Here is a 23,345-nt window from a genome sequence, read left to right as displayed (position 1 = left end):
GAATCTAACTTAGAAAAGCTGAAAAATTGTCTTGACAATGGGGGGCATTATAGATTTTGGCACAAGGGATTTTGATTTATGGCCTTTTTAGACTTAAAAAGTAAGTTCACGGAATAAAAATGTATATGGGCAAAAATAGCTATATGATGTATGGGGGGTTGAAAATGCAAGATATAGATAAGGAATTGTCCAGAATGTATGATTTTAATATAGACAAGATTTATCCGTTAAAAAACTATTATATTATCGAAACATCGGAAGGAAAGAAAGTTTTAAAGAACATTAACTGTTCACCTGAGCGCATAATGTTTGTGCATGGAGCAAAAGAGCATTTGTACAATAATGGCTTTAAAAATATAGACAGGTATGTGTGCAACAAGGCTAAAAGCCCTGTATTATCTATAAACGGAGAGCTTTATACCGTCTCGGATGCAGTGGAGGGAAGAGAATGTGATTTTAACAGCAGGGAAGACGTTATAAGAGCTTCAAAAATGCTGGCAATGCTGCACAAGGCTTCAAAAGGATATATTCCTCCTCAAAACAGCATAGCAAGGGATGATTTGGGAAAGCTTCCCGAGTATTTCAACAAGAGGCTGGAAGAGATAAAAAGAACAAAGAAGATGGCGCAAAGGGAAAGGGGTAAATTTGATTATTTGATTTTGGAGTACATAGATTATTTTTATGAGCTGGGAGAGAATGCATTGGAGAGGATACACAATTCAATGTATTTTGATGTGGTAAAAAAAAGCCGCGAAGACAGGCTGTTTTGTCATCATGATTATACCCATTGCAATATAATCTGTAAAGACACGGAAACATCGGTTATAAATTTTGAATATTGCAGCTTTGAGCTAAAAGTATATGATGTTGCAAATCTTTTAAGGAGAAAAATGAGAAAGTGCAACTGGGATATAGATGAGGCGATGGTCATAATTGACGCGTACACATCCATAGAACCCATTTCAAAAGATGAGTTTGAGATTTTGAAAATTATGCTTCAGTTTCCCCAGAAGTTCTGGAGAGTGGTTAACAGGCATTACAACAGCAGACGCATAAGAAGGGAAAAAAGCTTTGCCGCAAGGTTTAACGAGGTAATTGAAGAAATTGAATATCATAAAAAGTTTTTAAATGAATTCAATAAAATTTAATTGGGTAAAATAAAAATTTAAGGCCCAAGGGGCTTAAAACCCCGTGGGCTTTAGGTTTATGCGATTAATTTTTTAAATTTTAGAAAAGACCTGTAATGACTCCATTTTCATCTATATCAATTTTTTCTGCAGCAGGAATTTTAGGAAGCCCGGGCATTGTCATAATATCACCGGTAATTGCAACAATAAATCCTGCTCCGCTGGAAAGCTTTATTTCTCTTACTGTAATAACAAACCCTTTGGGCCTTCCTAAAAGGGTTGGGTCGTCGGAAAGGGAGTACTGGGTTTTGGCTATACATATGGGCAGCTTATCCATTTTAAGCTCTTCAATTTTTTTGATTGCTCTTTCCGCTGCCGGCAAAATGTTGACGCCATCGGCACCGTAAATTTCTTTGGCAATTGTCTCTATTTTTTCCCTTATTGAAAGATTTACGTCATAAAGAGGTTTGAAATCCGATTTTTGTGTTTCTGTAAGTTTTACAAGCTTTTCGGCCAGTTCTATGCCGCCTTCGGAGCCTTTTGAAAAAACATCCGAAAAAGCAACTTCAACATTCATGTCTTTGCAGCGATTTTTTACATATTCGATTTCAGCGTCGGTATCGGTACCAAAATGATTGATAGCCACTAGGATAGGAACGTTGAATTTTCTGATGTTTTCTATGTGCTTTTCTAAGTTGACAAATCCGCTTTGGAGGGCTTCAATATTCTCAATTCCCAGATTTTCTTTTTTTACACCGCCATTATACTTAAGAGCCCTTATAGTAGCCACCAGTACAACCAAATCAGGCTTTAGACCTGCGTAGCGGCATTTGATGTCAAAGAACTTTTCAGCACCTAAGTCTGCGCCGAAACCGGCTTCCGTAATGCAGTAGTCGGCAAGTTTTAATCCGAGCCTGGTGGCAACAATACTGTTGCAACCGTGGGCTATATTGGCAAAGGGACCGCCGTGCATTATTGCAGGAGTGTTTTCCAGGGTCTGAACAAGATTTGGCTTTATGGCATCTTTAAGGAGCAAGGCCATTGCTCCGTTTACCTTTAAGTCTTTTGCAAAAACTGGTTTGCCGTCGTAGGTGTATCCGACAAGTATTCTCCCAAGGCGTTCTTTTAGGTCCATGAGACCTGTCGAAAGGCACAAAATAGCCATAACCTCAGAAGCAACAGTTATTTGGAAACCATCCTCCCTGGGGGTGCCGTTTGCTTTTCCGCCGAGACCTACCACAATATTTCTAAGTGCCCGGTCATTCATATCCATTGCCCTTTTCCATATTATCTGCCGTACGTCAATATTGAGCTCATTTCCCTGTTGTATATGATTATCGATGGCTGCGGACAACAAATTGTTGGCAGCAGTTATCGCGTGCATGTCTCCGGTAAAGTGTAAATTTATATCTTCCATGGGAACTACCTGGGAGTATCCTCCGCCGGCTGCTCCGCCCTTGATTCCCATTACGGGACCTAAAGATGGTTCCCTTAGAGCAATTACTGCTTTCTTACCGATTTTTGACATAGCCTGCCCCAGTCCAACGGTGGTGGTGGTTTTTCCTTCACCGGCCGGTGTGGGATTTATTGCAGTTACCAGAATAAGCTTGCCGTCGGGCCTGTCTTTCACTCTCTCCCAGAGCTTGTCGGATAATTTTGCTTTGTACTTTCCGTAGAGTTCAAGCTCTTCCTCCTCAATACCAAGCTCTGCAGCAATTTGATTTATGGGCTTCATTTTACACGATTGGGCTATTTGAATATCTGTTAGCACGTTTATTACCTCCTGAGAACTGTTCCCATTTATTTAAATATCAAAGCAGGAATAGTTTGATTATAATTTATTATATCGTTTATTGGCACAGTATTTCAATACCCCTCACAAACAGCGCGGATAAAACATATTATGTATAGTAGAAAGTAAAATTGAGGGTGATATTAATGAGTTTGAAAATTGGTGACATAGTGGCAAGAAAGTCTTACGGTTCGGACATATTGTTTAAGGTTGTTGACATAAAATACGAAAAGGGAAAAAAGATAGTAATACTAAGGGGTATTTGCTACAGGTTGGAAGCGGATGCTCCCGAAACAGACCTGATTGTGCAGTCGGATAATTGCGTCCGGGAATATAATGCAAGAGTTAACAGGTCGGTTAACGAAAAAATCAGGAGCTTGAACGAATCCCTGATGAGGGATAAATCAAAAAAAAAATTTTTTCGTGACGTTGCCAAAGAGAATAATGAGAACTTTCCGAAGCCTGGCAAAGTGCTTCATGTAGATGGGGATAGTGATTATCTCGATACTTGTATGGAGGAGTACAGGAGGTTGGGGATGGAGGCTGTGGGTGTGTATGTAAGAGAAAAGGATCAACCTTTGAAAATATTCAACCTTCTAAAAGAGCATAAGCCTGACATTCTTGTGCTGACCGGTCATGACGGTGTTATAAAAAGTGAAAAAGGATATTCGGATATTGAAAACTACAGAAACTCAAAATATTTTGTTGATGCAGTACGTGAGGCCAGGCGCTTTGACAGCAATTTAGACAGTCTTGTTATTTTTGCTGGCGCATGTCAGTCGATGTATAATAAAATTATCGATGCCGGCGCAAACTTTGCAAGTTCACCCTACAGAGTGCTTATTCATGCCTTAGATCCGGTAATGGTATGCCAAAAAATAGCGTTTACCGGCATAAACCAGGTGATAAGTCCCCAGGATGTGATAGTAAAAACAATTACCGGTGTCAAGGGTATAGGTGGCATAGAAACAAGAGGGAAATACAGAGATGGATTTCCACGGGAACCTTATAATATAAAATAATAAATGATATAGATTTTAAAGAATGTTTTGGATTGGCCATACTAAATGTTGGTGAAAAGCTGATTAATCTCATCAATATTTAGTATGGTTGGTTTTAGGCGGGTTGCATGTAAGAAATCACCTTTAAAAAAGGCTTGACACAAATATTTTGTCCCTGTTATAATATATATTTTTTCTTTGACAATCTTGTCTCAATGTGATATAATTAGTGCAAACAGAAGATGAGGTGATTCAATGATGGAGAAGAGCAGCCTGCTCCAAATAAAGAGAGATATAGAGACCTGTGTTGGGCAGAAGATTCAGCTCAAAGCTAATAAGGGGAGAAAAAAGGCATTTATTAGAGAAGGAATAGTTGAAAACACCTATCCTAGCATCTTCGTAGTTAAATTTGAAAATGATTATGAAGCAACGAGAAGGGTATCTTACAGTTATACGGATATTCTTACAAAAGCTGTGGAAATAACTGTTTGTGAAAGTAATAGAAAAATACAGGTCAGTTAGTTTGGTAATCAGTTTGTGGTGTTGTAATGTATAGAGGATTAAATTTTAATATTACTTAAAAAGCATAAAAGGACCGAATCGCAAGATTCGGTTCTTTTATGCTTTTTATCTATGGTTCAAAGGCAAGATTTTTGACTATAAACCAAACGGTAATGAATACTATTGTATATGAAATTTACAAGGGGATATAACGGGAATTATTGATAGTACAAAGAAACGGATGACATTGAGAAGTTTATATAGATGATATAAACAGTATTGTTTATATATGTGTATCAAGCTCTTAAGAGAGAATGAACCTTGAAAAGCTAAAAGAGGCTTTAATATTAGTTTGTGCATGTTAGAGAAAAACAGAGCAACCGAAAGAATAAAAAGATTTTATAATTTATTGTGTTCAAGGGAATATTTTAAAAGCCTTGTCAATATATATTTTAGTAGGCAGGTATTAGTTTGAAGCAATCCTGATTACCCTCGGTGATTTAGCGATACAAATCGTTACGGAATAATATTTAAGGAGGATGGAGAATGTCCCTTGAACTTGTTAGAGAGTCCACAAAAGTCAATTACGTTGTTAGTGAAGATTTTGCACAGACAATTGTTGAACATGATATAATCGTACCCGACATCAACCCGGACGTTGCAAGAATACTTCTTCTTGACGGCGAGGTAAGAGAAGGGGATTCTGAGGCTTCACAGGATAGAATACATGTGGATGGTACTATTTATTACAAGATACTATATGTTTCCGATGACCAGGAACAGGCTGTAAAAAGTATAAATACTTCGAGTGATTTTTCGTATGTTGTTGATGCGCCAAATACCCGGCCGGGAATGAAAACAAAAGTAAAATGCGACATAGAACATATGGATTATGAGATACTGAACGGAAGAAAAATCAATGTCAAAACCATTCTTAAGATTAACGCAAAGGCAATAAATGACGTAGAGCAGGAGTTTGTAAACGATTTAAGAGGTATTGAAGATATACAGGTTTTAAAAGACAATGTGGATATATATTGCTACCTTGGGGAAAACACTGTTAATTGTACTTCAGAGGAAATGCTGGAGGTACCTGCGGGAAAACCGGCCATAAAAGAAATATTGAGAAACGATGTAAAGATAGTGGGTAAAGATTACAGAATTTCCGATGACAAGATTATTGCCAAAGGAGATATAAACATACTTACTTTGTACATAGGGGATAATGAGGAAAGAAGCATTCAGTTTATGGAGCATGAAATCTCCTTTACGCAGTTTATTGACCTTCCCGGTATTAGTGAAAATTCCGAATGCGAAGTGGATTATAGGATAAGAAATGCTTCCTTTATTCCCCAAGAAGACAGTGACGGTGAATTGAGGGTATTGAAGGCGGAAGTAACCGTAGGCCTTGCGGCTGAAGCAACAGATAAAAGAAATGTGGAAATTGTATCCGATGCATACGGCTTAAGGTCAAATATTGAGCATGAGAAGCAGGCGTTTAAAATTAATAGGGTTGTGTCGAGGAATAGAAGTCAAATAACACTGAAAGAGGTAGTGGAATTTGACGGCAACAGTCCCGATATATCCGAGGTATTCAATGTTTTGTGCAAACCAAGCCTGTTTGAATGTAATGCCGGGGATGGGTATGTCAGTGTTGAGGGAGCTGTAAAAAACAGCATCCTGTATGTGGCAAATAATACTGAACAGCCGGTGTTTGCCTATAATCATGAAATGCCCTTCAGCCAGAGAATTGATATTGAAGATGCAAGACCGGGAATGAGATGTGACATCGACTTGCAAGTTGAACACTGCAACTACAGCGTGATTTCGGCAAATGAAGTTGAGGTAAGAGTTGTAGTAGATATTAATGCCCGATTGGTGGAACAGACAGAAATATCCCTTATATCAAATGTAAGTGAAACCCCATTTGAAGATAGAAGCAATGAGCAATATCCAAGCATAACCATATATTTCTCACAGCCTGGGGATACTTTCTGGAAGATAGCCAAAAAGTACCGTACAACGGTGGAAGATATTTTGAGGGTTAATGAGCTTGGTGCCGATGAAGTTATCGGGGTGGGACAGCAAATAATAGTCCCAAGAAAAATAGGCTAATCCGTAAGCTTTAGGTGAAAATAAAGGTCCGAAGTCGAAGATTTCGGACTTTTTTGCATGGATAAAAAATATTGTTTTTTTATAAATGTATTATAAGCACCTTTAGAGATTTTATTGAAAAAGGAATGTATATTGTATATAATATAAAAATATACAAAACCCAATAAGTCTTTGGGTTTTAAACTAAGTTTAAAAGACTTGCATATAAAATATGAAATCAGGTGGAAAATGAAGTCGATTAGCTTAAATGCCCATGCAAAAATTAATTTATCCCTTGATGTAATCGGAAAGAGACAGGATGGTTATCATGAGGTCAGAATGATTATGCAGACTATAGCTTTGCATGACGAGGTTATAGTTGAGAGTAAAGATGCGGGAATTGAAGTGGAATGTGATAAACCGTGGGTACCCGGAGGAAGTGACAATATTGCCTATAAAGCTGCAAACCTCATGATGGAAAGGTACAAAATCGAAAGCGGCGTTGGCATTAAAATTTTAAAGAGAATTCCTGTGGCGGCAGGTTTGGCTGGAGGAAGTGCCGATGCGGCGGCAGTGATTAAGGGAATGAATGAACTTTTTAGCTTAAATCTCGATGAAGCCGAACTTATGGGCATAGGAAAACAGGTGGGTGCGGATGTACCTTTCTGCATTAAAGGCGGAACCATGCTTTCCGAGGGAATCGGGGAGAAACTTACCCAAATCCCTTCTTTTCAAGGAGTGGATATTGTATTGGTAAAACCCAAGGTTGGTGTCTCGACAGCGTGGGTATACAACAATTTAAAGCTGGATAAAATATCCTCAAGGCCGGATACGGATCTTTTGATAAAGGCTATTTCTGACAGAAATATTGTTTGTCTGGCGCAAAATATGAAAAATGTGCTGGAGACAGTTACAATAGAAAAATACGAAGTCATAAACGATATTAAAAATGAGCTGTTAAGGCTTGGAGCTTTAGGAAGCATGATGAGCGGAAGCGGTCCTTCCGTATTTGGTATATTCGAAGACGGCAAAAAAGCACACCTTGCCTACGAAAGACTTAATGACGGCAAGTGGGAATGCTTTATGACACAAACACTGTGAGGCTTGAAGCAAAATTGTTGTTGAGAAAAATTGATTAGTTTGGAATAACCACTAAGTGAGGAGAGAATTTAATGGCCGGAAAGCTTTCAAAAGTAAATTTGAATGATTATAAGCCCCTAAGAGAGGTAATTTTTGACACCCTTAGAGAGGCTATTATTGCAGGTGAGTTAAAGCCGGGGGAAAGGCTTATGGAAGTCAAACTGGCGGAAAAAATGGGCGTCAGCCGCACACCTGTAAGAGAAGCAATAAGAAAGCTTGAGCTTGAAGGGCTGGTAGAGATGCTTCCGCGAAAGGGAGCACATGTGGCTGAGCTTTCAACAAAAGATATTATGGATGTTTTGGAGGTCAGGGCTACCCTTGACGGTTTGGCAACGGCTCTTGCGGCTGAAAGAATTACCAATGAAGAGATAAAGGAATTGGAGCATATACAATCGCAGTTTTTAGCCTATGCCAATAAAGACAATTTGCAGGGCTCGATAAAGAAGGATGTGGAGTTTCACGAATTGATATACCGGGCATCACGAAACGAAAGGCTTATTCAGATTTCAAACAATTTACGGGAACAGATTCAGCGCTTTAGGGTAATATATCTTAAAGATTACAGCGATCCGAAGGAGCTTATTAAAGAGCATCAGTACATCTTAGAGGCCATTTCAACCCGTGACAAAATAGCGGCTCAGGAATATGCACAAAAGCATATAAACCATCAAGAGACTGCAATAATAAAAGCAATTAAAAAAATGAAGGGAGGTGGAGGAGTATAACCTCCACCTTAAATTATTTCATAGCCCATTTGGGCAATGTGCTTCTTTATTTCTTGAGGACTAATATCCGCCGGATTGTATTCGACTTTTATTTGTTGGCTTTTCAGGTCGGAATATACATTTGATATACCTTTTAGTTCCTTTACGTTTTCTTCAATTTTGCTTGAACAGGCACTGCATGAAATTGACGGAACATTAAAAATTGCTGTTTCCATAAATACCTCCTTAAACGGCATGTTGTAGTTAATATAGCGATTGTGTTCTTTACGTATACTTTATAGCATTTCAAAAGCGTAAATTATTTATTCCAAAATCAATATGTATTCTTTTTCAATAAGCTTTTGAGAATACTAAGTTTGATGAATAAGGGAATATTTTATGATAAAAACATGCGTGACATAGTAATGAGAAAACATTTAAGACATTATTATGTTTTTTTGTGATTTTTTACTTATTTTTATAATTACAAAATAAATCTGTAAATGTTTATTGAACAGTTAATATTATGGTATGATATAAAATAGACGAAAAACTACATAGAAAACTTTTAAAAGACGATGTAAAAAACATACCTTTCAGGACTGTTTGCAACCAATGACAAGCAAGGTAAAAGGAGGGCAGGGATGGCAAGTGATCGTTTATATGTTCCGTTCACGGAGAGTGTAAAGAATTTCTTTCGGAAGAATGCGGATATTGAGATCTGTACGGAAGGGTCCTTTTACACGCAAAATGAAGATATCAAATCCCTTGGTGTCGCCTCTATCATTAATTTTTTCGGCAATGTAAGGGGAAGATTTTTGATTGATATGGAAAAGGATCTGGCTTTTGCGGTGGCAAAAAACATGAATGAGGGAGATTTCAATCCTGAAAACAAAAATATGGCATTGGAATCTGTTGAGACACTGAGTAAAATTATTGCCAATAACGCCATAGAAGAGCTGAACAGCTTGTATTCGGCAGAGATTAAGGCGGCACCACCTATAGTCCTGGAAGGCAAGGATGCTCTTATTACCGTACCGAAGGTTGAACCGGTATCCATGGACTGTACTACTTCTTTCGGAAGATTTAAAATAAATATTGCGATAGAAGAGGATAATACAACTTAAAGATACTGATAATTGATATATTCCGGGATACCAAATATGCTCAAAGGTTTTTCTTGACATCTAGTGAACTTTTCGTAAAAATATCGTATAATTACTGTATAAGTTGCAAGGCATTATCTTGTAGGAGGATTAAAAGCAAAAAATGTGGTTTGACAAGTTTTTAAGCATTTATAAAGCAGGAATATCCCATGAATTTATTCTGTATTTCAACATCCGGGATATGGTGGACAATTACCGGTATATAGACAGGTATATTTATGAGGAGTTTATAAAGCAAAGAGGTTTTTCGATAGTGGCATTCTATGACATTTCAAGAGGCCTTAGCTTTTTAGAGCCGGGAATGGAAAGGGAATTCAACAAAATAACATCAAATGAGGCCATAGGATTAAAAAGAGTGCTGCCGTCAAAAATATTTCCGTACATTGATATTGCGCTAAAGAACACAAAAATGGTTCTGTTTATTGAGCATGCGGAGAAAATAATTCCTTCCGGAGATACGGCTTCCATGTCGCTGGAAGAGAGAATGGCGCTTATCTGGCTTTGCGAGTGGTCAAACGACCCGAAAATCTCCACGGTGGGAAGCACAATAATTATGACTGCAAACAACCTGGCCGAAGTGAGCAGTGAGATTTTGAATTCGTCTTACAGGGTGGAGCCGATTCTTGTGGAGCTGCCGGATGAGGAGGAGCGCAGAGAATACATAGAATATCTTTTAAAAGATGAAAATATAAAAATGGATATTTCCGTTGACGAGTTTGCCAAGCTTTCGTCGGGTCTTAGCAAAAAGGCTATAAAGGACATAAAGCTGAAAGCTGAAGCAGAAGATGTGCCGATAAGCTTTGATTTTATAAAAGACAAAAAGCATTCTGTGCTGAAAAAAGAGTACGGGGATGTTTTGGAGTTTATATACCCCGAAATAAGCTTTGAAGACATCGGAGGTATGGAACGGGCCAAGAACTATCTTCTCAAAAATATTGTGGAACCGATAAAGAAAGGCGACTTAAGACGGGTGCCGATGGGAATACTTTTATGTGGACCGTCGGGTACCGGTAAGACTTTACTTGTAAATGCGCTGGCAAAATCAAGCGGATTTAACTGTGTAAAGATTGATATGTCCAGGATATTGGGGCAATATGTGGGAGAGAGCGAGAAAAACTTCAAAAAATGCCTCTTAGGTGCCCAGTCCCAGCAACCGGTAATCGTATTTGTTGATGAGATAGATACGGCCTTCAGAAGAGGGGAAAGCGGAGACAATGGAGTAAGCAGGAATATTTTTAGTGAATTTTTGCAGTTTACCAGTAATACAAATAATAGGGGTAAGGTTATTTTTATTGCCGCAACAAACAGGCCTGACCTTTTGGACGCTGCTTTAAAAAGAGCCGGAAGGTTTGACAAGAAAATCCCCATACTTCTTCCGGAGGAGGACGAAAGAGCGGACATATTTAGAATAATGATAAAGAAATATGGCTTTGAAACAGATATAGAGGACTTTACACCTTTTGCCGCTCAAACGGAAAATTATACCGGTGCAGAAATTGAGACGGTGGTAAGGAAGGCCTATGAAATTGCAAATGAGGATAATATAGAAGGCTGTACTCTTACGGCAGAAATACTCAATGAAGCGATTTCAAGATGCAGGCCCAGTACCCAGCAGGTAGAGTTTATGACAATGCTGGCAATCAAGGAATGCGACGACAAGGACCTCTTGCCGGAAAGGTACAGGCATTATCTTGACGAAAGGTCAAAATTTGACGGGGATTTGTAAAAACATTGGTATAAAATTTTATTGATTTACAGTTTACAACAGAGTATATTTATTATAAATTAAAAGGTGAACGATTTTATTTACAAGGAGGATTAGCCATGGGTTTTTTTAGCAGACTTGGGAGCTTAATTAGAGGCTTTTTTGGATTGTTTGTCGGAGGAATTGAAGAAAGCAACCCGAATTTGTTGTTCGAAGACATTAAAAATCAGATAAACAAGGCCCGTAAGGAAGCGGAACAGCAAATAATTGAAATTCAGACAAATGCTGAAATGATAAAACTTGAAATGAAAACTGCCGAAAAGAATCTTAATGCGATAAGAGCCAGAATTGAAGCAGCTCAAAGACAGGGAGACAAGGAGCTTTTGGTGGAGCTTCTCGTGCAGGAAGAGGAATATCAAACCGCTTATGAGACATACAAGGAGACTCACGACAATGCTTTAAGAGAGGTCGAAAATATACGCGAAAACTATAAAGTGTTTGAAGCGGAAATGACGGCAAAACTCAATGAATTAAAGACCCTGAAGACTCAAGAAAAGATGGCAAGGCTCAAGGAAAATATCAACTCGGTGAATGCAAAATACACTTCCAAAAACAACAGGGTTGGAAATATCAACGAAGATATGGAACGTGCAAGAGAAATTGTTAACAAGAAGATTGCAAGAGCCAATGCAGTTGAAAGTCTGAATGATACAAATACCGAACTGAGACTTAAGAAGCTTGACATGAATTCCGCTCGTGAAAGGGCAAGGGCTAGGGCTGAGGCTATGCTAAGCGGAGAGCAGGGATTTGAAGTAAAGGAAAAAACGGAGAACAAAGCAAATTCATAAGATAATTGTGATTAAAATACACACTCCATACAGGGGGTGTGTTTCACTAAGAGGGGATATATGAAACTAAAGCTTTTTTGGAATTCAATTATTTATTATAAAAATTTAGGTATGCTTTTGATTTTTTTGGGAGCGGGATTAGCAGCTGCGCAATATATGCAATTCCCTCACATTTATGCTGCTATTCCGGCTGCCGTACTCTATTTTGCGCTGGTTTTAAGAAGCTTTACTGATGAGAAATTTCAGGAAAGCTTCTTTCATAAAGAAAAGGAGAAGGAAATAAAAAAGCTGAACAAAACGTGTCTGCAAATGGTTGCAGATACTAAAAAGTACACCAATTCCACGTACTACAAAAAACTTTTTGCTTTGATAAAAGACAAAGACGAAATATTAAAAGAGTATAATAAGGACAAATCCAATCACATAAAGGAGAGAATAGCTGAATATGCATTAAATCTCTCTGTCTCTTATTTGAATCTCCTTAAGGACTTTTGTATAAGAAGCAAGGCCATTGAGCGTACAAATATAAATTCTCTGATGGAAAGACTTTCACAAAATACAAGAAAGCTTAACTTTACCGAAGACCCGAAGGTTTATGAGGATATTAAGAGAATTGTTGAGATGGACGAGAAAATAATTAACAGGCTTAAAGAAGAAAAAAGTGATCTTGAACGGTTGGATGTGAAGCTTGACTATATAAAAAGTACCGTTAGCATGCTCAAGCATCAGATTAATTCAAGTCTTGAATCCCAGGAAACATTGGAAAGTATTGAAAGTATTTTAAATGAAGCTGTGGCATTTGAAAGTGTCTTGTATGAGAGAAACAGAAACAGACTTAGAAATTAAACCATATTTCAATATGCTGCTGTGTATTTATATTTAATATTACGACTTCATTTTCCGATAATTATCTATGACAGTTCATATCAAATTCAATTCTATTAGATGGCATAAAAAGAATATATTGTCTAAATGAGAATGGTTTTCGCAGAAATGGGGATTTTACAATGGAACAGGAAAATATTATGTATTTTTCCGATTATATAAGCATAATAAAGAAAGCTGACGGCTTTTATATTGAGTCCTATAAAAAGGGCATGTCAGTTGAGGAATTCAACAAAATAATAGGTCAGCATCCAGAAATAAAGATTACTAGTTTTATGTCAATAAAAAATGCCATACTCTTCGCACCAAAACCTCCTGTAAAATTTGGTGAGGTCAAAGATAGAATAAGTGTGGAATTTTCAAGCGATGAGTTAAAAGCGTATATCAGGCTATGCGTGGAAGAGAGGGAGTTTTTGGAAGATGCAAGGGGAAGACTTATAGAGGAAATAGAAGAAAGTCTGAAAAGGGCCGGAGTTGTATTTGGAATTAAGCAGGACGTGCTGCAAAATGAGCTTTGCAATAACAGGCAAATCCTGATAGCCGAAGGAATACCCCCGGAGCATGGTGAAGATGCAGTAGTAAAGATGTATGAAATAAAAAAAGCAAAGCCCGAGATAAAAGAGGACGGAAGGGTGGACCATTATGAGCTTAACCTTATAAACAAGGTGAATGTTGGAGATTGGTTGGGAGAAAGGATAAATCCTACTTCGGGAGTTGCGGGAAAGTAGGTAAAAGGCAATCCGATACCGGCAAAACCTGGGAAAAACCATCCATTGCATTATGATAAAAACTCGGTAAAAGAGGAACACAGAGACGGAGTTACATATCTTTGTGCATTAAGAAATGGGGCAGTAAATTATGAAGGCAGCAAGATAAGTGTATCGAATCACTTGGAAATAGATGGTGATGTGGATTTTAAAACCGGGAATATTAATTTTGACGGTTTTGTGAGTATAAAAGGAACTGTTGCAGACGGGTTTTCCGTGACGGCAAGCCAAGACGTAGAAATACTTGGGGCTATTGGGATAGGCAGTGTAAAAGAGGTTATCAGCAAAGAGGGAAGTATCTATATCAAAGGTGGAATAGCAGGTAAAAGCAAAGCGGTAATACGGGCTAAAAAGGATATTTATACAAAGTATATTTCGGATGCCACAGTTATTTGCGAAGGAAGCGTCCATGTGGGGCTTTATTGCATCAACAGTAATATTACAGCCAGAGAAGTCATAATTGACTCTCCAAAGGGACAGATATCTGGTGGAAACATACAGTGTGAAACAAAAGTATTATCCCCGGTTTTAGGCTCACCCAGTGAGAAACGCACGGTTATATCGGTTAAAGGGTTTAACAGAAGTATATTAAAAGAAAGGCTCCAGGAAGTGATAAATAACATAGAGAGTTTAAAGAATGAATTAATAAAGGTAAAGATTGAGGCAAGTGCTTATTTTAGTAATGAGCGGCAGGCAAAAGCAGGGGATTTGAAAGCCGAAAGCATCAAACAGAGGTTTAACCGGATAAAGGGTGAATTAATGGAGCTTGAGGAGGAGAAAAAGAACATTTCCGATATATTAAGAACCAAAGGAGAAGGAGAAATATCGATATTAAAGAAAGCTTATCCCGGTGTTTTTATTGAGATAAAAAACGTTATTAAGGAAATAGACAGACCGATAATCAATACCACCTTTTACATACAGGACGGTTGTATAAAAGACACATAATATTTAATTTAAATATATCATTTTGGCAGAAACTTTGATATGATATTCTATAAGGAACAAGGCAGTAAGAAGTCTTTGAGGTGGCAAGCAAAATATGAATTCGTTAAAGTTTCTGCATTTTTCAGATATTCATCTTGATGCGCCTTTCGGCTCTTTAGGCTCCGAACTTTTGGCGGCAGAGAAAAGAAGGCAGGACCTTTTAGAGGTGTTTGACAGAATAATTGATATTGCAAAAATGGAAGCTGTAGACATCATACTGGTAAGCGGAGACCTTTATGAGCATGAGCATGTAAGAAAGTCTACAATTCATTATATAAATAAAAAATTTGGAGAGATTCCCGCAATAAAGGTATTTATTGTACCGGGAAATCATGATCCCTATATTTCCAATTCTTTTTACCGAAACTTTGAGTGGAGTGAAAATGTCCATATTCTCTCTGCGGACAGGCCAAAAGTTTTCCTCAAGGAGCATAATGCCTGTGTGTATGGTGCGGGCTTTTCCAATTTCCATCAAGAAAAAAGTCTTATAGAAGGAATGGAGCCAGCGGATCCAAAGCATATTAATATTTTGCTGATTCACGGTACTGTTGATTTGAATTTCAAAAAGAACCGGTATAATCCCATGACAAGCAGTGAGCTTTCGCTTTTAGGCATGGATTATATTGCTTTGGGGCATTTTCATAATACTCTTTGGGGTATTGGGAAGGACGGAAAAATATACAATCCCGGAAGTCCCGAGCCTTTGGGATTTGACGAGGAAGGGGAGCATGGTATCTTTATTGGCAGAATAGATTTTGTGTCGGAACGGGAGAAAAAGCTTTATGTAAAGTTTGAGAAAACCTGCAAAAGGCAGTATAAATCTTTGGAGATAAAATCCGATTTTTTTGAAAGCGACGACCAAATTATAGATATGATTTTACGGGAAGCTGTAAAAAATGAAAATCGGGACGACCTTGTGCATATAACCTTAAGGGGTTATACCGCGCCGGGATATCGTATTAATGCTGCGAATATAGCCAATGCTATAAAAGACAGCTTTTTTTATGCCGTTGTAAGCGATGAAACGGTTAATCAATACAATTATGAGGAGCTTGTGAACGAGCCGGGGATTAAGGGACTGTTTGTAAGAAAAATGTTTTCCCTGATAAACAAGGCTGAAAGTGCCAGAGAAAAGCATCTTCTCATGAAATCCATGCAATACGGTATTGAGGCATTGGAACAGGGTAAAGTCGAAGTACTGTAAATTCAAGGAGCAGATATGAGGATTGAAAAACTTGATATAAAGGGATTTGGAAAGCTTCACAATTTAATAATTGAGTTTTCGAAGGGCTTTAACCTGGTCTACGGTGGAAATGAGGCCGGAAAGACAACGGTTCAATGGTTTATCCGGGGGATGCTGTATTCTTTGAAAGGAGGAAAAAATGCGAAAAGCGTAAAGCTTTCTCCTTTAAAAAAATACAGCCCATGGAAGGGAGATTTCTACGGGGGAAGCATGGTTTACAGTCTTGACAGCGGAGCTTCATTTACTGTGGAAAGGGATTTTAATAATAATACGGTGAGGGTGTATGATTCTTCTTTCAATGACATAAGCGATAGCTTCATGAAAAGCAAGGACAAAGGGCTCTTGTTTGCGCCGGAACACCTGGGCATAAATGAGGCCTGTTTTGAAAGGACCGTGTTTATAGGCCAGATGGATTCAAGAATTGACGATGCGGGGAGCAAGGAGCTTGTGGATAAGCTGACAAATATCCAAGAGACAGGCTCGGAGGAAATTTCCCTGAAAAAGGCAAGGGAGGCGTTGAAGGATTCTCTCATAAACTATGTGGGGACCGACAGGAGTACGACACGGCCTTTGGATATAGTAAATTCAAAGTTAGATGAGATTATGCTAAAGAAAAAATCTCTTATAGAAGAGAAAGAAAAAATATTTGAGTCAGAAGAAAGAATTAAAGGCCTTTACGAGCAAAAGAGACTTTATGAGAAAAAAAGAGAGGCTATTTTCTGGGCAAAAAAGGTCATGGAGCTTAGAAGAAGCATAGAGGAAGTAAAGAGGCAGAAAAGGGAGCTTGCCCAGATTATAAAAGAGGCAGACAAATATGAGAAGGAGAAAGAGATTTTAAATTCAGAGATAGAGCTTTGCAATAGAATGAAAAAACAGTATGAATTCTGCTCGAAATATGCAAATGACGACCCGGGACTTATTGATATTTTGTACAATAAGCTAAAAGATGCATTGAAGGAAAAGGACAGGATTTGTAAAAAGCAAGAGCTGTTAGAAAAGGAGATTGAAGAGACTGAGAGGCTGCTTGAAGAATATAAAGCTTTTCGCAGCTTTGATGAAGATGTGGAAGACAGGGTGCAGAGCCTTTCCGACAGTATAAAAAGTCTTGAGCAAAAGCAAAGGGATATTAATATTGAAACATCGGACGAAAATGTGAAAGCAGCTTCTTACAAGCTGGGACTTATTAAAGCGGGCATTGGTATCTTGGTAGTTTTGACGCTTTTATCAGGGATTTGTACTGTATTTTCCCCTAAGAAGGCTGTTTTGGCAACGCTGACCTTTGTTTCTGCGCTCATAATGCTGATATTTGTTTATATGGGGAAAGCCGGCAAGGATAAGCTTCAAAGGCTTGATGAGGATAGAAATATACTGCTTTCAAAAATGAAGGAAATAGAAAGGGAGCTTTCCTCAAAGAAAGAAGAAATCCAACGGATTTTTTCCATGGCGGGTGCGCAAAACCCGGGGGATTTTATTAAAAAGAAAGCTTTTTACGAAAACAAGGTACTTCACCTTGCCCAATTAAACAGCAGTATGGATGAACTTGAGAGGGAAATGGAAGAGAATCGTACATATATTGAAAAAGTTAAAACTTTAATGCTTGACAGGCTTGAAACGTGCGGTATAATTTCATTGGAAGAAAATGAAATTAAAATAGAGCATGTAGAGGCATTTAGAAACGGTATTGAAAAATATACAAAAGCCATTGAAAATCTTAAAAGGCTAAATGAAAAGCAGGAAGACATTGACAGGTATTTGAAATCCCTTTACGAAAGGGCGTCTTCACTTTCCGGAGGAAGCTTTGCAAAGAAAGAGGACTTGTCGGAAAGCCTTGAAAAGATGGAGCTAAAAGTAAATGACCTCTACGAAAAAATTGAGGAATATTCCGTGAAAATTCAAGATGCTTACGGCACTGCCGATGCTTCTTCGGAATATGAAGAGCTCATGGGAAAAATATATGATGCCGAATTTCAAAATGCAGAAATTTACTTGGAAAATTTACTTCTAGAGCTAAATGAAGAGATTGACAAAACTGTACTGAAGATAAGCAAGGAACAGGCTTTGGTGGAAAGAGGCACTTTAATTGAAAACGAAATTCGGGAGATTGAAGTAAAGATTTTAGAACTTGAAAGGGAGAAAGAACGTCTTCTAGGTATAGGGTTTAGCCTGAAGACTGCGTTAAATGTCCTTGAAGAAGCAGCCCTTGAAATAAAGAGGGAGTTTGCACCTTCACTAAATCATAAGCTTGGCAGCATAGCCGGCTTAATAACGCAGAACAAATACGATGAAGTAAGAGCCGATGACAGCCTCACGATAAGAACATTGGAGCCGGAGACCCGGCGCATTGTGGAACTGCCTTTTTTAAGCGGCGGTACCGTTGAACAGTTGTATCTTGCATTAAGAATTGCTCTTGCAAAGACTATAGAAAATGGCGGCGAAGTTCTGCCCCTCATTATGGATGAGGTGTTTGCACACTATGATGATAAAAGGGTGCAGAATACTCTTAAAATGTTTTTTGAGATGTCAAAGGAGTGCCAGATTATATTTTTTACATGCAAGGATAGAGAGATGAGGGCTGCACAAGAGGTTTTCGGCAAAGACTTAAATGTTATAAAATTGGATGTTTGTTAAAGTCTTTGAAAAGTTTATATATTTACACGTATTTATTTTTGGTAATGCTGTTTTTATTTTGCAATCAGGGGGTTAATGAAAAAGATGTTTGTGAAATGTGCAGGGATGAAAAAGATATTATTGTTTGTTGCGATTATAGGGGTATATGGTCTGTTTGCCTGCAGCTGCGGGAAAGTTTCTCAAACAGCGAGTACCAACATACCCAATGGTGATGACGGTTCTAAGGGAGATATTTCAAAACCAAGTGCTGCAAAGTCCGGAAACGGCAACGGCCCAATTTTGGATATAGAAAGCAAATACAAAAACAAGGCGGTCGTATTGGAAACAGTGGTTGATATTTTCCGCGAGCCTGATATAAATTCGGAGAGGGTAACCCAGGCCATTTTTAACCAGCCTGTTGACGTGATTGAGGAAAAGGGTACCTGGACCAAGGTAAAAGTTGTGGACGGATATACCGGGTGGCTTAAGTCAAAGTTCATTGACAGAGATTGTACAAGCATCATGGAGGAAAATTATACCGACAGGGCTGTAATTACGGGAAAGACAAAGAAAGTTAATTCTTCGGCGGGTGGAGGAGTCACGCTGAAGGATGTGGTCATGGGAACGGAGCTTTTTATAAAAGGGAAAAAAGACCGCTATTATGAGGTTGCTTTGCCCGGGGGAGTTACGGGATGGATTGATACAAAAGATACGATAAAGGTTCCGTCGGGAAGCTTGATACCGGCTACATCCGCACAGGATTTTGTAGCTACTGTGAATAAGTTCAAGGGTACACCGTATTTGTGGGGAGGAGTCAGCAGCTGGGAAGGTATTGACTGCTCGGGTCTTGTGTATATTTGCAGCAGAATAAACGGGGTGAACCTCCCTAGAGATGCCGACATGCAATTTGAGTTTATAAAAACGGAAGTTGGAAGCGTGGATGAGCTTAAAGTTGGGGATTTGCTCTTTTTCAGCTCCAATCAAGAGCTTAAAGATGTATCCCATGTGGGGATTTATGTCGGAGAAGGCAAGTTTGTGCATGCGGCGAAATCAAAGGGATTGGTCATCGAAACCGATGTTAATACGGAATATTACATTAAAAGGTTAAAGGGCATTAAACGAATATTTGAATAGCCTTTTTCATTGTCGCTGACAAGTTTCTCAATAAGACATAAAATATTGTTGCCGGCGTCGGGCTTTGCAAGGGCTCCGGCTATTTCTTTCATTTGCTTGTACCTTAATCTGTTGTCATAAACTTGGCACAAGAGACTGTCAATATTTGTATTTTTATAAATCCGCACTGCAGCACCGCTGTTTATAAGGAACTGTTCATTTCTTTCCTCTTGCCCGGGGATGGGGGAGATTATAAGTGCAGGAAGCTTTTTTGCCAAGGCTTCGGATATTGTCATTCCTCCGGGTTTGGTGACAATAAGGTCTGCCGCATCCATAAGCATGGGAATGTTATCCGTATAACCGAAAATTTTTACGGGCATGGAAAAGGAAGCGGCAAGATTGTTAAGCCTTTTTTCAAGGGTTTTGTTTTTGCCCGCAACGGCAATAATTTGAATATCCCTTTTACATTTAGCAAAGGATTTGAAGACGATTTCAATATCTCCTATTCCAAGGCTTCCGCCCATGAGAAGCACAGTCAGAGTGTTTTTCAAGGACAGCTTTTTTCTAGCTTCTATTTTGGATGTACTTTTCAGAAATTCCGGTGCTATTGGAATCCCGTAAGTAAATATCCGTTTTTCGGGAATTTTACATTCAATCATATCTTTTTTAATGTAGTCGTGGGCCACAATATAGGCGTCAATATTGTCCTGAAACCAGAATGGGTGATTTACAAAGTCGGTCACAACTGCTATTGCCGGTATATCAAGGCTGTAATGCTTTTTCAGGTATGCAATCATTTGAAGAGGGAAAGGATGAGTGCACACGATTATTGAGGGTTTGAAGCTTTGTATCAGCTTATGGATTTTAGGAGCCATAAGATTGCTTACTACCCTGCTCATCCTGTCTATGTTTTTCCCGTGTTCGGACATCCTGTAAAGGCTTCCGTAGATTTGAGGGGCACATTTTACAATATTAAGATATCCGTCTACGATAGCCGTATGAATCAAAGGGTTTATGTATTTGAAAGTATCCACGATCAAGGTTTTGGATGTGGGGTACTTTAGCAAAATATACTTGCGCAGAGCTTCAGCCGCCCTAATATGCCCCGACCCCAATGAGATTGACAAAAAAAGAACATTCATTTGTTCACCTCAAAATTGAAATTATTCAAAACACATATTGTGTTTTCTGTAATTCTTTTCTTTTAGATATTATCTGGGGATTTGTATGATGTTATACATGATTTTAGCGAATTTACGAATATTTTTTGCAATAGAACAAAAAATATCTTTGAATGTATGGCAATGTCTTATGCAGAGTTATACTTTTTTACAACTTTAAGCTAATGTTTTAGCTAAAGGAGGAGCGGATGTTTTGAAGACGTTAAGGAGAATACTTATTCTTGTTATTATATTTTCTATTGGTATACCGTTGTATTTAAATAGGCAGGTCTTTATTGCACCTATTACCGACAGACTTGCTCCCGATATGCAAAGCGAGGATGTCATGAAGCTGCAGCAAAGACTTAAGAACTGGGAGTATTATGACGGTCAAATAACGGGAATATATGACTTTAAAACATATCTAGCGGTAAGAGATTTTCAAAAGACATATAATTTGCCTGTAACCGGTATAGCAGAAGAAAACACCCTGTCTGCAATGGGGCTTACCACTCTTTCACGATGGGGTGAGGTCTATGCCCAGTCAAGCCGCATAAGCGATGAACAGCTTCTGGCAAGGGCGATTAACGGAGAAGCCAGAGGAGAACCCTACGAGGGACAGGTAGCAGTGGGCGCAGTCATTATAAACAGGACAAAGGACCCGAGATTCCCCAAAACTATAGCGGGGGTTATATACCAACCGGGAGCGTTTACAGCGGTTTCCGACGGTCAGATAAATGTGCCTATTGACCCCAATTCAACTGTTGTAAAAGCTGCAAGAGATGCATTAAGCGGTTGGGATCCCACAAATGGATGCATATACTACTGGAATCCGGCAACTGCTACCAGTAAATGGATATGGAGTAGAAAAATAGTTACTAAAATCGGAAAGCATAATTTCGGAATATAATTTTTAGCATATAAACAGGAGGTGCAGCCTTTTTGAGTATCAGGGAGAAACTACTGGATTTTAAAAGAAGACTATCCGACAGAAAAATGTACAGTATTGTAGTTGTGGCAATTGCTGCCGTAGCAATGTGGGGTTTCTATCAATACAAGCATGCGGCAGATCTAAGGCAGGAACTTGATAACCAATATAACCGCGCTTTTTATGAGATGGTTGGTTATGTGAACAATGTTGAGGTGCTGCTGCTAAAATCTCTTATCAGCAACAGCCCGGAGAAGACGGCACAGACCATGCAAGAAGCATGGAGACAGTCAAACCTTGCCCAAAGTAATTTGGGACAGCTGCCCATAACTCCGGATGTATTGGCCAATACATCGAAATTCTTGACTCAGGTGGGTAATTTGGCTTATTCGATAAACAACCAGAATATGTCGGGCAAAGGCTTGACTGAGGAGCAGTATAAACTTATTGAGCAGCTTCACGGTTTTTCCGTGTCATTGGAGCAAAGCTTAAATGACCTTCAGAATCAGCTTTCAGCAGGAAGAATAAAGTGGGGCGAACTTGCAAATAAAGGTACTCCGTTGTTTCAGAAAACCTCCCAGAACTTGCAGATGGAGCAGTTTGAAAATATAGACAAGACTTTCCAGGATTATCCCACTTTGATTTATGACGGTCCTTTTTCAGACCACATGACTATGAGCGAACCTAAAGGACTTACAGGGAATGAAATGAACCCGGAAGAGGCAAAGCAGAAGGTTATGGAATTCTTTGGCAAAGACAGAGTAAGTGCTGTGGAGGATACCGGAAGAAACGATGCTACAACCATAAAAACCTATAGCTACAGGGTTAAGTTTAATAATGTACCCGAGGATCAAACAGCGACCGTGGATGTGACCCAAAAGGGAGGCCATGTTTTATGGATGCTTTACAATAGACCTATTGGGGCGGAAGAAACCATAAATATTGATCAGGCCAAAGAACTGGGAAAGAAGTTTTTGGAAGAGCACGGTTACAAGAATATGGTTGATACCTACTACTTGAAAGAGGACAATACCGCGGTTATAAACTATGCCTACAAGCAAGGGGATGTGGTTGTATATCCTGACCTTATAAAAGTAAAAATTGCATTGGATAATGGTGAAATAATTGGCTTTGAGAGCAAAGGTTACCTTTCCAATCACATAGAAAGAAATATTCCGGATCCAAAGCTTACTTCGGAAGAGGCCAGGTCAAAAATTTCGTCCAGGATGGAGGTTTTAAGCTCAGGATTGGCAATAATACCTACCGACTACAAGACGGAGTTATACACTTATGAATTCAAGGGAAAGCTTAATGACAAGGATTTCCTTGTCTATATCAATGCCGAAACCGGTAAAGAGGAGAACATCCTTATGATAATTGATACACCCAATGGAGTTTTGACAATGTAAAGCTTAATATAATCGATTCTTCGTATACGGTAATCGGGCATGCAAGGCTGCCCGATTACTTATTTTGCGTTTAGAACGAAATGGGAGGAAAAAAAAGGGGCTCTATGTCCCCGAGGTTTTATTATGTATTGGTAATCTTTAATAATTATTATAAATAGTCTATAATAT

18 protein-coding genes and 1 pseudogene are annotated in these 23,345 nt (G+C 38.7%); 16 read left to right on the top strand and 3 right to left on the bottom strand.

Translation table 11 applies throughout. From position 1 onward, the window contains the following. The first annotated feature begins 164 nt into the window (after positions 1 to 164). The gene (locus PLH43_RS07525) at positions 165 to 1,148 is read left to right on the top strand and encodes a CotS family spore coat protein (protein WP_324361699.1); all 984 of its coding nucleotides are present in this window, start codon (positions 165 to 167) and stop codon (positions 1,146 to 1,148) included. Between the two features lie 79 nt (positions 1,149 to 1,227). On the opposite strand, the gene PLH43_RS07520 is transcribed toward PLH43_RS07525, so the two are convergent. After that, positions 1,228 to 2,898, bottom strand: a complete 1,671-nt coding sequence (locus PLH43_RS07520; RefSeq protein ID WP_324361696.1) for a formate--tetrahydrofolate ligase — start codon at positions 2,896 to 2,898, stop codon at positions 1,228 to 1,230. A 167-nt stretch (positions 2,899 to 3,065) separates the two neighbouring features. Here PLH43_RS07520 and yabG point away from each other — a divergent pair, with 167 nt between their 5' ends. From yabG to PLH43_RS07495, 5 genes are all read left to right on the top strand, one after another. Next, a complete protein-coding gene (yabG, locus tag PLH43_RS07515; protein WP_324361694.1) occupies positions 3,066 to 3,941 on the top strand; it encodes a sporulation peptidase YabG in 876 nt (291 codons plus the stop codon). Positions 3,942 to 4,175: 234 nt separating this feature from the next. After that, on the top strand, positions 4,176 to 4,442 hold the full coding sequence (locus tag PLH43_RS07510) for a Veg family protein (RefSeq protein ID WP_324361692.1): 267 nt from the start codon (positions 4,176 to 4,178) through the stop codon (positions 4,440 to 4,442). Positions 4,443 to 4,967: 525 nt separating this feature from the next. Further along, positions 4,968 to 6,536 carry an SPOCS domain-containing protein gene (locus PLH43_RS07505; RefSeq protein ID WP_324361690.1) on the top strand — a complete coding sequence of 523 codons (1,569 nt, stop codon included), beginning with the start codon at positions 4,968 to 4,970 and terminating at the stop codon, positions 6,534 to 6,536. Between the two features lie 228 nt (positions 6,537 to 6,764). Next, on the top strand, positions 6,765 to 7,616 hold the full coding sequence (gene ispE, locus PLH43_RS07500; RefSeq protein WP_324361688.1) for a 4-(cytidine 5'-diphospho)-2-C-methyl-D-erythritol kinase: 852 nt from the start codon (positions 6,765 to 6,767) through the stop codon (positions 7,614 to 7,616). A 71-nt stretch (positions 7,617 to 7,687) separates the two neighbouring features. Next, entirely contained in the window at positions 7,688 to 8,380 is a 693-nt protein-coding gene (locus PLH43_RS07495; RefSeq protein WP_324361686.1) for a GntR family transcriptional regulator, read from the top strand. A gap of 8 nt (positions 8,381 to 8,388) precedes the next feature. Here the strand turns inward: PLH43_RS07495 and PLH43_RS07490 are convergent, their stop codons facing one another. Next, positions 8,389 to 8,595, bottom strand: a complete 207-nt coding sequence (locus PLH43_RS07490; RefSeq protein ID WP_324361684.1) for a heavy metal-associated domain-containing protein — start codon at positions 8,593 to 8,595, stop codon at positions 8,389 to 8,391. A gap of 408 nt (positions 8,596 to 9,003) precedes the next feature. Between PLH43_RS07490 and PLH43_RS07485 the strand changes: the two genes are divergently transcribed. The 8 genes and pseudogenes from PLH43_RS07485 (at position 9,004) to PLH43_RS07450 (ending at position 19,701) form a co-directional block, all read left to right on the top strand. Beyond that, positions 9,004 to 9,486, top strand: a complete 483-nt coding sequence (locus tag PLH43_RS07485) for a chemotaxis protein CheX (RefSeq protein WP_324361682.1) — start codon at positions 9,004 to 9,006, stop codon at positions 9,484 to 9,486. Positions 9,487 to 9,628: 142 nt separating this feature from the next. After that, positions 9,629 to 11,251: an ATP-binding protein gene (locus tag PLH43_RS07480; RefSeq protein WP_324361680.1), complete on the top strand. Its 1,623-nt coding sequence runs from the start codon at positions 9,629 to 9,631 to the stop codon at positions 11,249 to 11,251. Positions 11,252 to 11,349: 98 nt separating this feature from the next. After that, positions 11,350 to 12,078: a PspA/IM30 family protein gene (locus tag PLH43_RS07475; protein ID WP_324361678.1), complete on the top strand. Its 729-nt coding sequence runs from the start codon at positions 11,350 to 11,352 to the stop codon at positions 12,076 to 12,078. Positions 12,079 to 12,138: 60 nt separating this feature from the next. After that, complete coding sequence (locus PLH43_RS07470; protein ID WP_324361676.1) at positions 12,139 to 12,924, top strand: hypothetical protein; 786 nt, start codon at positions 12,139 to 12,141, stop codon at positions 12,922 to 12,924. Positions 12,925 to 13,085: 161 nt separating this feature from the next. Then, a pseudogene (locus tag PLH43_RS07465) lies at positions 13,086 to 14,678 on the top strand (FapA family protein). A 94-nt stretch (positions 14,679 to 14,772) separates the two neighbouring features. Beyond that, complete coding sequence (locus PLH43_RS07460; protein WP_324361674.1) at positions 14,773 to 15,921, top strand: DNA repair exonuclease; 1,149 nt, start codon at positions 14,773 to 14,775, stop codon at positions 15,919 to 15,921. A gap of 15 nt (positions 15,922 to 15,936) precedes the next feature. After that, entirely contained in the window at positions 15,937 to 18,588 is a 2,652-nt protein-coding gene (locus PLH43_RS07455) for an AAA family ATPase (protein WP_324361672.1), read from the top strand. 75 nt (positions 18,589 to 18,663) lie between these two features. Continuing rightward, positions 18,664 to 19,701, top strand: coding sequence for a C40 family peptidase (locus PLH43_RS07450; RefSeq protein WP_324361669.1), 1,038 nt, complete (start codon positions 18,664 to 18,666; stop codon positions 19,699 to 19,701). Here the strand turns inward: PLH43_RS07450 and PLH43_RS07445 are convergent. Next, positions 19,659 to 20,822 carry a glycosyltransferase gene (locus PLH43_RS07445; RefSeq protein ID WP_324361667.1) on the bottom strand — a complete coding sequence of 388 codons (1,164 nt, stop codon included), beginning with the start codon at positions 20,820 to 20,822 and terminating at the stop codon, positions 19,659 to 19,661. The genes PLH43_RS07450 and PLH43_RS07445 overlap by 43 nt on opposite strands. 232 nt (positions 20,823 to 21,054) lie before the next feature. Between PLH43_RS07445 and sleB the strand changes: the two genes are divergently transcribed. Continuing rightward, entirely contained in the window at positions 21,055 to 21,750 is a 696-nt protein-coding gene (gene sleB, locus PLH43_RS07440; RefSeq protein ID WP_324361665.1) for a spore cortex-lytic enzyme, read from the top strand. Positions 21,751 to 21,782: 32 nt separating this feature from the next. Beyond that, entirely contained in the window at positions 21,783 to 23,177 is a 1,395-nt protein-coding gene (gene ypeB, locus PLH43_RS07435) for a germination protein YpeB (protein ID WP_324361663.1), read from the top strand. Positions 23,178 to 23,345 lie beyond the last annotated feature (168 nt).

Source organism: Acetivibrio sp. (assembly GCF_035371925.1).
In the GTDB taxonomy this organism is placed as follows: domain Bacteria; phylum Bacillota; class Clostridia; order Acetivibrionales; family Acetivibrionaceae; genus Hungateiclostridium.
Note: the sequence above shows the minus strand (reverse complement) of the source record. Positions and strands in the feature narration are given on the sequence as shown.